The organism is Anaerosolibacter sp., assembly GCF_029240175.1.
Lineage (GTDB): Bacteria > Bacillota > Clostridia > Peptostreptococcales > Thermotaleaceae > Anaerosolibacter.
Genome location: NZ_JARBTM010000016.1, coordinates 247996 through 262183, shown reverse-complemented (window position 1 = coordinate 262183; position 14188 = coordinate 247996). Strand labels below are relative to the sequence as shown.

Sequence of the window (14188 nt, the reverse complement as noted above, 5' to 3'; positions counted from 1 at the left end):
AGGTAGGGATTTATATGAAGCATAGATTTCTTGCAAAGAGATATTGGAACAGTACAACCACCGCCATGAGTGCCACGGCGGATCTGGTGAATCGGTATAGTGATTTAATCAATCTGAGTTTGGGAGATCCAGACTATATCACAGATAAGCTTATTATAGATGGTGCCTTTGCCGATGCCCATGAAGGACATACCCGATATACAGATCCCCAGGGGCAGATGGAACTGAGGGAGGAAATCAGTAAATTCTATAGGGAACAGCACGGTTATGCCGTAGACCCTAATCACATTATGGTGGTAGTAGGGGCTTGCCATGGGATGTATTTGGTACTGGAGGCAATCTTGGATGATGGGGATGAGGTTATTGTCCCAGCCCCATATTTTACACCCTATGATCATCAGATTGGCTTAGCAGGGGGTAAACCTGTGGTTCTGGAAACCTATGAAGAGGATGGGTTTCAGATTGATATTGAGCGAATGAAAGCATTGATTACCAATAGAACAAAAGCTATTATTATCAATACGCCAAACAATCCTACAGGGGCTTGTCTTAGTCATCAGACCTTAGAAGCGGTAGCAAAGGTAGCCAAGGATCATGACTTGATTGTTATTGGTGATGATGTTTATGGCGCATTCTCCTTTGGGGAACCCTTTAAACCGATGACAGCCTTTGAAGGTATGGCAGATAGAACCATTACCATAGGCAGCTTTTCTAAGGATTATGCCATGACAGGCTGGAGAATCGGCTATGTGATCGGCCCCGAATTTTTGGTTTCCTGTATTCGAGATATCAATGAGGGGGTGTGCTTTTCTGCACCATCCATATCCCAAAGGGCAGCGATCCATGCATTAAGAAATCGTGAGCAAGTTCAGCCTGGAATGATAGAAGAGTATCAGAAAAGGGTATATTATGCCCATGACCGCATCAATGGGATTGCCAACATGTCGGTGATTGCACCCCAAGGGAGCTTTTATCTATTTGTAAATATAAAGAAAACAGGGCTTAGCTCTGAAGACGTCAGCAAGAAGCTTTTAGAAGAGGCCCACGTGCTGGTAATTCCAGGGAACGCCTTTGGACAATGCGGTGAGGGCTATGTACGGATTGCCTGTACCGTAGGTGTAGGTAAACTGAAGGAAGCCTTTGATCGTATAGAGAAAATGCAGATTTTTTCGATATAAAGGAAGTTCCTCCTCCAACAATAATGAAAGAGCCCTTTTCTGTTTTAAGAAAAGGGCTCTTTCTAATAGTATTTGTTTAAGGAATATAATTCTGATAGATGCACACATACTAAATAGTATTTAGAGGAGGGAGTATGAATGAGCAGTAAAACGTGGGACTTAGTTTATTCTATAAGTGCGATTATCATTGTATGGGCGATATTTCTTTATATAGCAGACAGAAAAAGATGGAAAGAATATTTTGTGGCCTTTGGATACTCCATATTTATCGCGGAATTAATATGCTCTTGGGCCCGTGTGTATGACTATTGGTACTATCCAACAAAAGCATACAATGAGTTTTCTGCTATGCTTATTAAGGATATATTCTTTTTCGCAGTGTTTGGTTTGATTTATGTTCATTTTTTAAAAGATCGCTTGGGTAAAAATATTTTTCTTGCCCTATCCATGGCAGGAATGAGCACAGTCATAGAAGCCATCACTTTATACACCACACAATTAGTGGGTTACACTGAAAAGATGAACTTTTATATTACATATACAACCTATTTAATCGGCTATCTGTTTGTCATGGGTGCCCACTATATTTATACATGGAAGGAAAAAAAAGGGTCTGTGTAGAAATTCTAAGAACAAGGAATTTTGCATAGCATGATAATGTAGAAGAGTCTTAGACAGGTTTTTGCAAATCTTATCAAGCAAGGAGAACACCACCTATTTTTCATGAATGCAGCTCGGGCATAAAATTAAAGGGGAAAGAAGGGAACGTATGAATCAAGGAACGCAGAAAATAACCAGGGTAGGGATTTTGTTGGCATTAACCCTAGCCATTCAATTCATGTCACTGCCCCAATTGGTAACAGGAACGGCTATAAATGCCATGCTTCTCATTTCAGCTGGCACAGTTGGGATGATCCCTGCAGTAATGATCGGATGCATTACGCCGGTTGTAGCGTTAATGGTAGGCATTATGAAAGCGCCCATGGCGCCAGTGATTCCTTTTGTCATAGGAGCCAATGCAGTGTGGGTATTGGTCTATGGATTTATTCAAAATAGAAATAGATATATGGCGATGATCTTAGCAGCCGTGACAAAGTTTCTGGTATTGTGGACTGCTGTAAAATGGATACTTATCGGTATGCTGCCTGGACCTGTACTGGAAAAAGCAGCAGTGGCATTTGGTATTACCCAGCTCTTCACGGCTTTGGCTGGAGGTGCAATTGCACTGGCAGTGATACCATTCCTACACAACTATCTAAATAAAGGGAAAGAGATAAGGATGTAGAGAGATGCAAATCTCTCTTTTTGTTTTGTATAGTCTTGATTTATTTTGTTATTCCTTAAAATTGTATTTAGGGAAAAGTTAGAAGTTATTCTTTCCATTCCCCATTTCGAGAGTAACCAAAGAATTTAACATATATAGATTTAGGTAAGTCATCTAATATATAGTCCACCTTATAAATACCGTAGCCCTTCCCAATCCAATCACCTTTAAATGCATCAAAGGGTCCTGCAGTAAAAAAACCTTTGTGCATTTTTTTTATCTTAATTACCTGACCACCTAGTGATTCTATTTTTTTCTGCATTGCTTTTGAGCGGATTCTTTGCCTTATGAAAGGATCTACTACGATGAAATATATTATTATTACTAAAAATAAATCCAACTTATAGCCTCCCTTGCATAATAAATTCAATCTCATATAGGCATCGTTGATCTCATCTTGGGTGATCCCAAGATATCTTTTGGTTACTGTTAAGCTGCTGTGGTTTAATACTTCCATGATGATCGGCAGCGGCACACCACTCTTCCATGCCCAGTAGCCCCAGGTCTTTCTCAAGGTATGGGTTCCAATGTTTCCCGTAACCCCCACAGCTCTACATGCATCGTTTATAGTACGCCACGCCATAGATCGTGATATGGCGGCCATATTTCCTTTTCTAGAGGTAAAAATTGGACAAGCATATCCAGGTTATACTGATCCTTTAAAAGTCGTTTTAGGCCATCCTGGGCGCTCTCATTGATGGGAAATTTCTTTTCTTTTCCGGTCTTCCCTTCCCGGATATAAATGTGGTCTTTAAACTTCTTTTTTTCATCCAGGACGTCACTCCATTTCAGATCCAGAAGATCCGAAACCCTAAGGCCGGTGTTGATCCCTAAAACGAATAGACAATAGTCTCGGATCTTCCCAGCTCCCAACAGGTACTTCTTTATAGCATCAATCTTTTTCTTATCACGAATGGGTTCTACGGTGTTCATGTTCTTGGCTCCTTCTTATTCTTCTACTCTTTTCTTCCATCTTTTTTTCCAAAGAATCTAATCGTTTCATCACATCCATCAGCAAGATGAAAATGCTCATGGCTGCACCAAAGATAAGACCTACAGCTGCACCTGGAAAAGGCATCGGTATAAAAAGACCCACTGCAGCACAGAAAATAGAAAGTACAAAAAAGCTAAATAGATTCATCCCAATTCCCCCTAAAATAGAATGCAACATATTATATATACATCATATAATATGTTGCATTCAAAAACAACAAAATAAAAAGGTGATTAGTATAATCACCTTCTATGATAGTCATATCAATATTTACATGGTTTTTACTGAATGCAACACAATTACTATTGTGTTGCGTTCGGTAATCTAACTAAAATAATTTGTTATGTCTGATATGTTCGTAAATTTGAAGTTTTTGATACAGTATATAAATTTAATACAAAGTTCCTGAAAACAATCACAATCGAAGCATCCATTGATACAGCTATTTTTATAGATCATGGGTTGAAATATATCCAAGATAGCTCCTATGGCATCACCATCTCCACGTTGGGCTGCATCAAACAATTGTCTTAGAAATGCATCACTCATAGGCTAACCTCCTTTAATGCTGGGTTTTTCCCAGGGTCTCAATCACGAGTAATAGGGTTTTATTGAGTTCATCTAGCTTCTTTTCAATTCGAACCAATAGAAAGGCTGTGACGGCAATAGGGAAGCCCAATGTTGAAACGAATTCATTTAATATTTCCATGTCTACTTCCCTCCTATCTGTTTCCTTAACTTATCTAAAGCAGTTTTCTTAATTTTATTAACGGCTTGCTTGCTGATTCCCAGCTCCTTAGCCAACGTCTCTTCTTCTTTATCTTTAATAATGCATTCATGGATGATTTGTTTTTGCCTGTCTGTTAATGTGCTTATGGCTTCTAGGACTTCCTTGTCCGTAAATAGGTCTCGATAATCTATATCTTCTTGATCCCTATAGATTTCTTCTGCAAAATCCATAGGGGCATCGGCAATGGTGTTGATCTTTTCCTCTTCAAAATCAGCATCTAATACATTTAGGTATAGCCCTTCTTTTTCTCTGATTTCACTATCCTTTTTCTTTAGATCCATGGCTGCATAGAAAATGGTCTTCTTTATGTAGCTGTAGAGATTGATTCGAAACAGGTAATCATTAAACTTTTGATTGAGGACATTTAAAAAACTGTCATTTTTGAAGATAATTCCCTGGACGTATAGATCCTTATTTGCCGTATCTTCCTCCAAAAACTTCTTTGCTAAACTATCCACCTTATCCCCTCCTTGTGTAACCCCCTGTAACCTGTTAACCAATAAGATTCATTTTAGAGATTGTTAAAAATTAATCTCTTTAATATATAAGACGTCTAAAAAGTAAATTCAGTCAACCATTTTATATACATTTATCTAAAAAATTTAAAATTAGGTCAATTATTATAATTAAATAACAATACATATCCAGATTATATCATAATTTACGAACGTAAGTTCGATTAAATTTAGAAAAAAATATCAAATTTCCCTAGAGAAAATTTGATCTCTATATATAAAACGGATTTTTTTGAAAAAAATCAACCTCTTTTGAAAAAATTTTTAGAAATTATTTTTTGATTTGGTTGATTTTCGATCCCTTTCCCCCTTTTTATTTAGTGTAGGGCAAAACGAACTGGCCAGGGAGTAGACGCCTAGAAAGATAAAACGTAAAAGGAGGATTATTTATATGGGTATTGGATATGTTAAATCACAATATTTGAAATCTGATGTTAATAGGGGATCATCATGGCCTGCAGTTGTTAATTTACAAGATCCTAATAGTTATTTAAATGTTAGATCTATACCTTCAACAAGTGGCTCCATAATTGGAACACTATACCATGGAGATACTGTAACAGTATATCTAGATCGTACCATTCCTTCCGATTGGTCAAAAATTGGTTTCTAATAATAACAAAAAGAATCTTCGCCTTGGAAAATCAAGGTGAAGATTCTTTTTTATAAGGGTTATTAATGGTTTAAAGGATTTTACTAGGTATGGATTTAACACTAGAATCTATAATATTTGTTTTAGATAATGTGTTTTATATAAATTTATATTTGTAAATTCTAGTTATATATTAAAGAAACTTCATTTTTTTTCTGCTGACTTAGCATAGTTAAAATGTATATTTCCTGTGTACTTAGGGATAAATAATTTTTCATGCTTTTCTATTTTTATATCTATATGTTCTCTCAATAAACTAAGATAGCTTTCTTCAGCATTCAATACATTATTTAATGTTTCAGAATCTCCTATAGCTCTGATAACAAAAGGACTACTGTATTCATTATTATTTATTTGTATCATCATATTATTAGCTTTTATCTTGCTTACTGAAATTAATCGTTCATCATTTATAGAAATGACTTCTGCTCCAGCAGATGTTAATAGATTTATAATTTTAGTAAGGTCAACATCATGAATAATATTATTTGGATTATTTATCTGGGTCTCATTATCTGTGAGCATTATACTAATACCCTCACCTTCGACATCTACTGCTCCTGCGAGTATTTCTTTGTTTTCCATGTTTTGTTCTAGCGATACTGATTTTTCTACGTTTGTACATCCTGTTACCATTAAAAATGCTACTATTGGAACTATAAACTTTAGTGAATTTTTTCTTAATAGTGATATCATACTAACAGCTCCTTACATATCTTATTTCTCTTTTACTAACGCAATACTAACGAATTATAACTTAAAAGTAAAAAAATGTAAATAAATAACTACATATCAGTATAACGATCTTTTAAGATTTTATTCCCCCTTTTTTAGTTTCTTAACAGTAAGACACTTTTAACTGGAGATATGTTCCATTATTTGTTTATATTTCAAAAATTAACCACAATTAACTACTTACCTTTTATGACTTCCATATCTAAAACGGCTATTCTGCTTATTTTATATGGTAGGTAATTTCTTATGATAAACCTAAACATTCTTTCGGTTGCAGTTATGTGCCAGAAGTTATTTTGAATAGAGGTTTAATAGTATTGATAATATTGAATTACTCTACTACCTATGGTTGGAATGTCCACCATATAGTATAAGCGGTATTGTACTATTTATCGACGTTCCAAAGACCTAAAGAAAGTAAAAAAGTATCAAATTCCTCCTAAAGAAGATTTGATCTATATAAAGGATTTTTTAGAAAAAAATCAACCATTCCTGAAGAAATTTTCAGGAATTTATTTTTTAGGATTTGGTTGATTTTCCATCCTTTTTCCCCTTTTTATTTAGTGTAGGGCAAAACGAACTGGCCAGAGAGTAGACGCCTAGAAAGATAAAAAATAAAAGGAGGAATATTAAATGGCTTGGTCAATTGAAATCAATCTCCCTGAAAACAGGGATTATAAAGGCACATTAAAAATGTATGCTAATGGAAGTGTTGTTCATACTTGTGACTGTTTAGGAAGAGGCAGCGAGTGCCCAGATCATACCCAATGGTGGGCTACCAATGGGGACACTCCTACCGGTTCATATGATGGTTCTTTGGTAGGTGCAGGTTCCCCAACCTCTAGTTATGGACCATATAGGAGAATTTCTTTAGACCCAATTGGTGGACACGCTTTGCAAGCTGAGCAAGCAGGAAGAAGTGGTATTATGATTCACGGTGGGGACCCAGCAACTAGTGGGACATGGGCGCCATTGAGACCTACCCATGGTTGTATTAGAGTTTCTAACAGCGATCAAAAGACTCTTGCTGATCTTGTTAGTGCATACGGTGGAACTGGTTACATTGGTATCTATGGTACTCAAAAGGAAAGGCCATAAAGAACTTCATTAAACAATAAAAAATAATAGGCAAAAGCCTATTATTTTTTATTGTTTAAATTCAATGGTATTTTTAGAGATTTTATGTTTTCTAAATAATAACTACCGTTCGCTATAGCTTCTTCAGGACAATCAAAACGATCTATCCCTTTCTTCTTATATATTGCTTTTACCATCCCTGGATACTCTTTATTTATTATCTCCTGAAGATCTCCAGCCTTATATTTCAAAGAAGCTTTATTCATAATCAAGCAATCATCTGTGATATCAAACATGTTCTCCATATGTATATTATCCCATACAAAGTACTTATCATCTTCTGCATAGGCAAGGGTGCTAATATTACCTGCATCAAAAATATTTATTTTCTTAGATATAGCCATATAATTGGAGTAACCATCATCAAAATTCATTGTGTAGTAATATCCATTATCCATATACAGTCCTTTATTACCGACCCACATGAACGCTACATTATCTTTTATTTCTATTAATTTATCAGTTTCGATATCATAAATGCTATTCCTTATAAAAATATATCCTTCATTTTGAGACCATTGTATATTATATTTTTCTAAATTATACATTGAATATGGATCCTCTGATAATGGCGAATAATTCTGGTAGATAACCTTCATAGTCTCTTGATTGCCACTTTTCACATGAAGTACTAATTCATTATCACCAGTACACGCTATTTCTTTATCACCACTCGGGGATACACTTAAAACATAACTTTTATTATCTTTAAGTACTCCTTCTTCAACTGCATTTATATTATCATTAACCTCTATTTCAGTGACATGAGTATCTCTTAATATCCAGACTCTGACCATTATTACAGCAGCAATAGCAGTAAAAATTAGTACTCTCTTTAACATTATCCATCACTCCTATTTCCTAATTTATTATGAGGTTATTATTTTTGCATAGATATAGATTACCTCTAGTTTTATGCATCAATTATTCCTATAGATTAAACGTTACGTTATCCTTTCATAATTGTTCTCAAAAAGAAGACATTTTTTTTTCGTATTTGTTCCATTTTTTATCATTTTAGAGAAATTTATTTTTAGACAAAGAGTTCCTTAAAGAACAATTTAAGGACTAGTTAAATACCTGATTTGGCCGATAGAAACGTGTCTTCAATCTCATGGGCAGGGAGGGGCTTGCTAAATAAATAACCTTGAAACTCATTACAACCTAGGGTGCCTAAAAACTCCAGCTGTTGTGATGTTTCAACGCCTTCAGGAAGTACCTGTATCTCTAATGCTTTGGCCATGGCAACAATGGCTTTGATAATAGCTTCATCCTTCTGACTCTTAGAAATGCCGTCAATGAATTGTTTATCGATCTTTAATACATCTATGGGAAGTTCCTTGAGATAACTAAGGGATGAATAGCCTTTTCCGAAATCATCAAGAAGGATTTTTATGTTTCTTTTCTGTATTTCACCTAAGGTATAGGCTGTATGATGAATATCTTCAATGGCAAGTGTTTCTGTAATCTCAATGCTGATACAGGTAGGATCTGCTGCAGTTTCGACTAAAATTTGATCAAGCATATTCAAAAAGTTTTCTTCTTTAAATAAAGCAGCAGAAATATTTATTGAAATATTTACAGGGGCCAAACCTTTATTTTCCCAATTTTTTATTTGCAGACATACCAATTTCAGCACAAGCTTGTCGATCTCCTTTATAAGACCGGTTTCTTCTGCTATAGGAATGAAATTGTTTGGATAGAGCAGTCCCAGATCTGGGTGAGTCCATCGCACTAAGGCCTCTATTCCAGTAATTTCGTTATTACGGAGAGCAGCCTTTGGTTGATAATGGAGAATGAATTCATTTTTCCCAAGTGCCTCTCGAATCTTCTCAGAGGTATCCTGTTTTAGGGCTATAGCCTCTCCCATGGCGCTGTCATAGAAGTTGTAGCGGTTTTTCCCTTTTGACTTAGCCCTATACATGGCCATATCTGCATTTTTTATCAAGGTGTCAACGGTACACCCATCATAGGGAAACATAGAAATACCTATACTGCAGCTAATATGTACAGAAGTAATTTCTGTTTTAATGGGTGTATGTAACTGATTGAGAATTTTTTTCGCCATCTCTTCTACAGCATCTACTGAATATAAACTATGGACTATAATCAAAAACTCATCTCCAGAAATACGAGCTAAAATGATTTTATCATCGGTCAGTCGATTTAATCTTTCAGTCACTTTCTGTAAAACAAGGTCTCCAAAGCTATGTCCGAAAGTATCATTCAATATCTTAAAATTATCTAGATCGATAAATAAAACAGCGATTAAAGAGCTTTGCTTATGGGCGTGATCAATGAAACGGGTAAGTTCTTTAATGATAAAGTCTTTGTTAGGTAATCTAGTCAATGAATCATGGGAAGATGTATATTTCAGGGTATTCAAGAGTCTATTTTGTTTTAATATCGTACTATAGAATCCATGGGAGATGATTATCATCCCTAGAAGAAGGAAAGGTTTTTCTACGAAAAGGTCTAGCATATCAATTATCTGGTGAAGCGCACTGATAAATTCCAATTCATCAAAAACATCTATTAAAAATGAGGCAGCGACCAATGACCATCCTATGCTTAGCATCTTAATATTAAGGTGTGATGAATAAAGCACTCCAAGAATACTGAGAATGAGACAGCTTATTCCAGTTATATAATCATACCAATCTATACTTAAGTTGTAGCCAAATAATATAATATTTACTACAAGCGCTGTGACTATAAGGATGAAGAAAGTAAAAGATTTAAATAGCTTGCTTATAGACGGTATTCTCATGATGTATTACCCCTTAGGTTTTAGGATGAAAGCGGTTTTCAATAGATATAAAAAGTTTATTATAAAAGAATTATCGAATGCAGCTGAAAAAGCAGAAAATTAAAATTTTGTGGGGTTTGTTCAATTATTTTTGTAAAGCGATTCCATTTTAAGAGCCTTTTTACGAAAAAAGTATCTATGATACCTAATAAGAATACGTATGAGAAAGAATAAGTGTATAGCTTTGGTTTCAATGGAAAATATTTTAAAAAGGAGTCCAATCTTTCCTGCAGAATATATACATTAAGGGGTAATCTGCTATAATGTATATAAAGGGAGGAGAGTATACTTATGGCGATGGGTGATCAACAAATAGATGTAACGAAAAACATAAAGACGATCGAATGGCTGAAAAGCGAATTGCTGACAACCATTGCATCCTTGTTTGAACTTTTAGTGAGAGGTGTAAAGGGAACACAGGATGCCTTGATTGATGTATTGGCAAATATTATCCTGGTGACCTACATACTAGGCAAACGTTTAGGCATTAACTTTGCGACCATCGATATGCGGATTGAGGACAAAATCCGTTTGGGAATATTGGAGCAGCATAAGGTGGAGGGCTGGTATGGGGATTTATCCAGTTTGAAACAATATCTAGATAGAAATAGAAGCTAGGAGGAGCAGGATTTGGAAAAACAGAACAAAGCACGATCGTTAGCGGAGGCTGCCATGATCATTGGCATTGCAAGCCTATTTACGATTATTGGTAATTATATACCGTTCCTGACGATTCTGCTATTTTTACTACCAGTACCTTTTATGATACTTGGAAAAAGGCAAGGCTTATATGTTGAACTACTTTCAATTGGTATAACGGGTACAATTGTTGTCGGGCTTATCGGTATTTGGTCTACAGCCATATTGTTCTCTTTGACCAGTATCGTAGCCATTACGATGGGTTATATGATGGATAAGAGATACGATCCTATGAAGATATGGGCGGGAGGAATCGTTTCATTTGTAGCTTCTATTGTTTTGATCATGGGGGTAATCTCATTGGCCATGGGAAACAATGTGGTACATGGCCTCATGAATATGCTAAATCAGTCCAAGGATATGGCCATATCCCTGTATAGCGGTATGGGTATAGAACCTGACAAGTTAGGGCAAATGGAAACGGCCTATGAAGCATTTATTGTGATTTTTGGTATGACATTTCCATCCATATTGATTTTAATTTCCGTAGCCTTTTCGTATATTAATTATTTATTAACAGCGTATATACTGAACAAGGTGGGAGATCGAACACCGATATTTCCACAATTTAAGTATTTTAGGCTGCCTGACAGCATTGTTATGGGTACGGTAATCATCTTATTGCTAACGTACCTGACCCAGTACATTCGGGTTGTAGATTTCAATACATTATCAGCCAATGTATCATTGCTTTTCAGGGCAGCTTTTTTTATTCAGGGCCTTGCAGTGATCAGTTTTTTGATAGAAAAATACCGTCTGGGCAGATTATATAGAACCTTTGTATTTGTATATGTGTTGTTTAGCCCAGCGGGTGGCTTGATGGCTGTTATTTTAGGGCTTATAGATGTATTTGTGGATTTTAGAAAACTAAAAAAGTTAGGTTAATTTATAGGAGTGCAGCCCATGGGAAATAAACGATTTATAAAAATGCTGGTGCCCGATACAAAGATACATCTATGGATCATGACTGTATTTATCTCGATTCTGGCCTATTACAATCTATTTATTGGTGGAATCGGTATTTTTGTATTAGTATATCTGATTTATCACCACTGGAAGACCCAGCATGATCGAAAGGAAATGTGGACCAGCTATATCGAAAGCTTGTCCTCAGATATCGATTCTGCAACGAAACATGCTATCCTCAACCTTCCGATTCCCTTGGCCATTGTAGAATTTGATGGCAGCATTGCATGGTATAATCCCAAGTTTGCCGAAATGGTGGATGTCAAGGATATACTAGAGAAAGACATTGAGGATTTGATTTCTGGATTAAAAGTCAGCAATATTTTGCAAGACAAAAAAGATATGGTAACAGAGGTAACAATTAATGATAGACATTATAAAGTCCTCTATAATATAGTTAAAATAACAAATGACTATGAGTCCCGATATATCATTATGTTATATTGGATTGATATTACCCATTTCCAGAATCTCAAGGTGAAATATAATGAAGAAAAGCCAGATATCGCATTGATTCAGGTAGATAACTATGATGATGTAATTCAAGGTATGGAGGAAGCCAACCGACCGATGGTTACGGCAGAGATTGACCGGAGAGTGACGCTTTGGGCGAGCAGAATGAATGCTGTAGTGAAAAGATATACAAAGGATAAATACATAGTATTCTTTGAGCATAAGTATCTAGAACGATTGGAGTCAAAAAGATTTGCCATACTTGATGAAATCCGGGAAATACAAGTGGGGAATGAGATTCCTATTACCTTAAGTATAGGGGTAGGTGTGAATGGAAAAACACCGATACAGCTGGAGGAGTTTGCAAGGGCTGGTGTAGATCTAGCCTTGGGAAGAGGCGGAGATCAAGCTGTTGTCAAGAAGATTGATACTTTGAGTTTTTATGGTGGAAAGACCAAGGCTGTTGAGAAGAGAAATAAGGTAAAGGCAAGGGTCATTGCCCATGCTTTACGGCAGCTTATAGATCAGTCCAGCAAAGTCATTATCATGGGACATAAGATCCCGGATATGGATAGCTTCGGAGCGGCTATTGGCGTATACAAGGCTGTGAAAAGCAGAGGAAAAGAAGCTTATATTGTTTTTGACGGGGTCAACCCGGCCATAGAGAATCTTTATGAACGTGTGACGCAGCATGGGGAATATCGTATGATCGATTGCGAAGATGTGCTGGAACAGGTGGATGAACAGACGCTGCTAGTGGTAGTAGATACCCATCGCCCTGGATTTACCCAATGTCCAGAGGCTATACAGAAGGCAGACAAGATTGTATTGATTGACCATCATCGAAGGGGTGCAGAGTTTATTGATAATACTGTGCTTACATATTTGGAACCCTATGCGTCCTCTACCTGTGAGCTGGTAACGGAGATTCTTCAATATATGGAGGATAAGCTGACCTTGGAAAAGGTAGAAGCGGAAGCTCTTCTGGCGGGGATTACAGTGGATACAAAAAATTTCTCCTTTAAAACAGGTGTTAGAACCTTTGAAGCGGCGTCACTGCTTCGTAGGGCTGGAGCCGATACTACCAGCGTCCGGCAGTTATTTCAAGATGATTTGCAAACCTTTGTGGCGAGAGCCCAGGTGGTAAAAAATGCTGAGGATATTGGCCGAAATATCGCCATATCCATTTGTCCAAAGGGAACCCATAACGCCAGCTTAGTTGCTGCCCAAGCTGCCGACGAATTGTTGGATATCCGGGGAATCATGGCATCCTTCGTATTGGGCGTGCGGGATAATGAGGAATCATTTATTAGTGGAAGGTCTTTGGGCGATATCAATGTGCAAGTGATCCTTGAAAAGCTAGGCGGAGGGGGTCACTTAACAGTTGCAGGAACCCAGCTGACCAATGTGGGGTTAGAAGAAGCAAGGGAAATGCTGATCAAAGCAATAGATGAATATTTTGAGGAAGGTGAAGTAAAATGAAGGTGATTTTATTAAAGGATGTAAAAGGAATGGGTAAAGCTGGAGATGTAGTAAATGCCAGTGATGGACATGCCAGAAACTATTTATTCCCTAGAGGACTTGCCAAAGAGGCGACTGAAGGCGGCATGAAGGTGCTGGAGAAGCAAAAAGCTGCTGAGGAGAGAAAGAAGCAAGAAGAACTGGCAGAAGCGAAGGCTTTGGCCGATAAGATATCTCAGCTTACTGTAAACCTAAAAGGAAAAGCAGGCGATGGTGGAAGATTGTTTGGTTCCATTACTTCAAAGGATATTGCAGAGGCGTTGGAGAAGCAGCATAAAGTTAAGATTGATAAGCGTAAGATGCATTTGGATAATCCAATCAGAGAATTAGGTGCAGTATTTGTAGAAATCAAAGTTTATCCAGAAGTAGCAGCAAGATTAAAAGTAGAGGTTGTAGCAGAATAGAAGGGAGATAC

The 14188-nt window shown here is 36.7% G+C and carries 18 protein-coding genes; 9 read left to right on the top strand and 9 right to left on the bottom strand.

Going from position 1 to position 14188, the window contains the following annotated elements; translation table 11 throughout:
* The first annotated feature begins 14 nt into the window (after positions 1-14).
* The 3 genes from K0R93_RS13140 to K0R93_RS13130 all read left to right on the top strand — a co-directional run bounded on the left by K0R93_RS13140 (position 15) and on the right by K0R93_RS13130 (position 2463).
* Positions 15-1178, top strand: a complete 1164-nt coding sequence (locus tag K0R93_RS13140) for a pyridoxal phosphate-dependent aminotransferase (RefSeq protein ID WP_300302077.1) — start codon at positions 15-17, stop codon at positions 1176-1178.
* A gap of 138 nt (positions 1179-1316) precedes the next feature.
* Positions 1317-1799, top strand: a complete 483-nt coding sequence (locus K0R93_RS13135; protein WP_300302074.1) for a CBO0543 family protein — start codon at positions 1317-1319, stop codon at positions 1797-1799.
* A 148-nt stretch (positions 1800-1947) separates the two neighbouring features.
* Positions 1948-2463: an ECF transporter S component gene (locus K0R93_RS13130; protein WP_300302072.1), complete on the top strand. Its 516-nt coding sequence runs from the start codon at positions 1948-1950 to the stop codon at positions 2461-2463.
* A gap of 85 nt (positions 2464-2548) precedes the next feature.
* Here K0R93_RS13130 and K0R93_RS13125 read toward each other — a convergent pair whose 3' ends face one another.
* The 6 genes from K0R93_RS13125 to K0R93_RS13100 all read right to left on the bottom strand — a co-directional run bounded on the left by K0R93_RS13125 (position 2549) and on the right by K0R93_RS13100 (position 4744).
* Complete coding sequence (locus K0R93_RS13125) at positions 2549-3106, bottom strand: tyrosine-type recombinase/integrase (RefSeq protein WP_300302070.1); 558 nt, start codon at positions 3104-3106, stop codon at positions 2549-2551.
* Entirely contained in the window at positions 3067-3435 is a 369-nt protein-coding gene (locus K0R93_RS13120) for a tyrosine-type recombinase/integrase (RefSeq protein WP_300302068.1), read from the bottom strand. Before K0R93_RS13120 ends, K0R93_RS13125 begins: the two co-directional genes overlap by 40 nt.
* Positions 3410-3643, bottom strand: coding sequence for a hypothetical protein (locus K0R93_RS13115; RefSeq protein ID WP_300302066.1), 234 nt, complete (start codon positions 3641-3643; stop codon positions 3410-3412). Before K0R93_RS13115 ends, K0R93_RS13120 begins: the two co-directional genes overlap by 26 nt.
* Before the next feature lie 177 nt (positions 3644-3820).
* Entirely contained in the window at positions 3821-4045 is a 225-nt protein-coding gene (locus tag K0R93_RS13110; protein WP_300302063.1) for a helix-turn-helix domain-containing protein, read from the bottom strand.
* A gap of 13 nt (positions 4046-4058) precedes the next feature.
* Complete coding sequence (locus K0R93_RS13105; protein ID WP_300302060.1) at positions 4059-4205, bottom strand: YvrJ family protein; 147 nt, start codon at positions 4203-4205, stop codon at positions 4059-4061.
* A 2-nt stretch (positions 4206-4207) separates the two neighbouring features.
* Entirely contained in the window at positions 4208-4744 is a 537-nt protein-coding gene (locus K0R93_RS13100) for a sigma-70 family RNA polymerase sigma factor (protein ID WP_300302057.1), read from the bottom strand.
* Positions 4745-5192: 448 nt separating this feature from the next.
* On the opposite strand from K0R93_RS13100, the gene K0R93_RS13095 reads away from it, so the two are divergent.
* Entirely contained in the window at positions 5193-5414 is a 222-nt protein-coding gene (locus K0R93_RS13095; RefSeq protein WP_300302054.1) for an SH3 domain-containing protein, read from the top strand.
* Positions 5415-5597: 183 nt separating this feature from the next.
* Here the strand turns inward: K0R93_RS13095 and K0R93_RS13090 are convergent, their stop codons facing one another.
* Positions 5598-6149 carry a DUF881 domain-containing protein gene (locus K0R93_RS13090; RefSeq protein ID WP_300302051.1) on the bottom strand — a complete coding sequence of 184 codons (552 nt, stop codon included), beginning with the start codon at positions 6147-6149 and terminating at the stop codon, positions 5598-5600.
* A 672-nt stretch (positions 6150-6821) separates the two neighbouring features.
* Here K0R93_RS13090 and K0R93_RS13085 point away from each other — a divergent pair.
* Complete coding sequence (locus K0R93_RS13085; RefSeq protein ID WP_300302047.1) at positions 6822-7286, top strand: L,D-transpeptidase; 465 nt, start codon at positions 6822-6824, stop codon at positions 7284-7286.
* 41 nt (positions 7287-7327) lie between these two features.
* Here the strand turns inward: K0R93_RS13085 and K0R93_RS13080 are convergent, their stop codons facing one another.
* Positions 7328-8167, bottom strand: coding sequence for a hypothetical protein (locus K0R93_RS13080; RefSeq protein WP_300302044.1), 840 nt, complete (start codon positions 8165-8167; stop codon positions 7328-7330).
* A gap of 230 nt (positions 8168-8397) precedes the next feature.
* On the bottom strand, positions 8398-10095 hold the full coding sequence (locus K0R93_RS13075) for a putative bifunctional diguanylate cyclase/phosphodiesterase (protein WP_300302042.1): 1698 nt from the start codon (positions 10093-10095) through the stop codon (positions 8398-8400).
* 330 nt (positions 10096-10425) lie between these two features.
* Between K0R93_RS13075 and K0R93_RS13070 the strand changes: the two genes are divergently transcribed.
* The 4 genes from K0R93_RS13070 to rplI are packed head-to-tail and all read left to right on the top strand — an operon-like array spanning position 10426 to position 14177.
* Entirely contained in the window at positions 10426-10752 is a 327-nt protein-coding gene (locus K0R93_RS13070) for a MazG-like family protein (protein WP_300302039.1), read from the top strand.
* A 12-nt stretch (positions 10753-10764) separates the two neighbouring features.
* Positions 10765-11718: a YybS family protein gene (locus K0R93_RS13065; protein ID WP_300302036.1), complete on the top strand. Its 954-nt coding sequence runs from the start codon at positions 10765-10767 to the stop codon at positions 11716-11718.
* 18 nt (positions 11719-11736) lie between these two features.
* Positions 11737-13734, top strand: coding sequence for a DHH family phosphoesterase (locus K0R93_RS13060; RefSeq protein ID WP_300302034.1), 1998 nt, complete (start codon positions 11737-11739; stop codon positions 13732-13734).
* Entirely contained in the window at positions 13731-14177 is a 447-nt protein-coding gene (gene rplI / locus K0R93_RS13055; protein ID WP_300302031.1) for a 50S ribosomal protein L9, read from the top strand. Before K0R93_RS13060 ends, rplI begins: the two co-directional genes overlap by 4 nt.
* The last annotated feature ends 11 nt before the right edge of the window (positions 14178-14188 follow it).

Coding starts and splice junctions, on each gene's coding strand:
- K0R93_RS13140 (WP_300302077.1), top strand. CDS start 15: ATGAAGCATAGATTTCTTGCAAAGAGATATTGGAACAGTACAACCACC.
- K0R93_RS13135 (WP_300302074.1), top strand. CDS start 1,317: ATGAGCAGTAAAACGTGGGACTTAGTTTATTCTATAAGTGCGATTATC.
- K0R93_RS13130 (WP_300302072.1), top strand. CDS start 1,948: ATGAATCAAGGAACGCAGAAAATAACCAGGGTAGGGATTTTGTTGGCA.
- K0R93_RS13125 (WP_300302070.1), bottom strand. CDS start 3,106: ATGGCCGCCATATCACGATCTATGGCGTGGCGTACTATAAACGATGCA.
- K0R93_RS13120 (WP_300302068.1), bottom strand. CDS start 3,435: ATGAACACCGTAGAACCCATTCGTGATAAGAAAAAGATTGATGCTATA.
- K0R93_RS13115 (WP_300302066.1), bottom strand. CDS start 3,643: ATGAATCTATTTAGCTTTTTTGTACTTTCTATTTTCTGTGCTGCAGTG.
- K0R93_RS13110 (WP_300302063.1), bottom strand. CDS start 4,045: ATGAGTGATGCATTTCTAAGACAATTGTTTGATGCAGCCCAACGTGGA.
- K0R93_RS13105 (WP_300302060.1), bottom strand. CDS start 4,205: ATGGAAATATTAAATGAATTCGTTTCAACATTGGGCTTCCCTATTGCC.
- K0R93_RS13095 (WP_300302054.1), top strand. CDS start 5,193: ATGGGTATTGGATATGTTAAATCACAATATTTGAAATCTGATGTTAAT.
- K0R93_RS13090 (WP_300302051.1), bottom strand. CDS start 6,149: ATGATATCACTATTAAGAAAAAATTCACTAAAGTTTATAGTTCCAATA.
- K0R93_RS13085 (WP_300302047.1), top strand. CDS start 6,822: ATGGCTTGGTCAATTGAAATCAATCTCCCTGAAAACAGGGATTATAAA.
- K0R93_RS13080 (WP_300302044.1), bottom strand. CDS start 8,167: ATGTTAAAGAGAGTACTAATTTTTACTGCTATTGCTGCTGTAATAATG.
- K0R93_RS13075 (WP_300302042.1), bottom strand. CDS start 10,095: ATGAGAATACCGTCTATAAGCAAGCTATTTAAATCTTTTACTTTCTTC.
- K0R93_RS13070 (WP_300302039.1), top strand. CDS start 10,426: ATGGCGATGGGTGATCAACAAATAGATGTAACGAAAAACATAAAGACG.
- K0R93_RS13060 (WP_300302034.1), top strand. CDS start 11,737: ATGGGAAATAAACGATTTATAAAAATGCTGGTGCCCGATACAAAGATA.
- rplI (WP_300302031.1), top strand. CDS start 13,731: ATGAAGGTGATTTTATTAAAGGATGTAAAAGGAATGGGTAAAGCTGGA.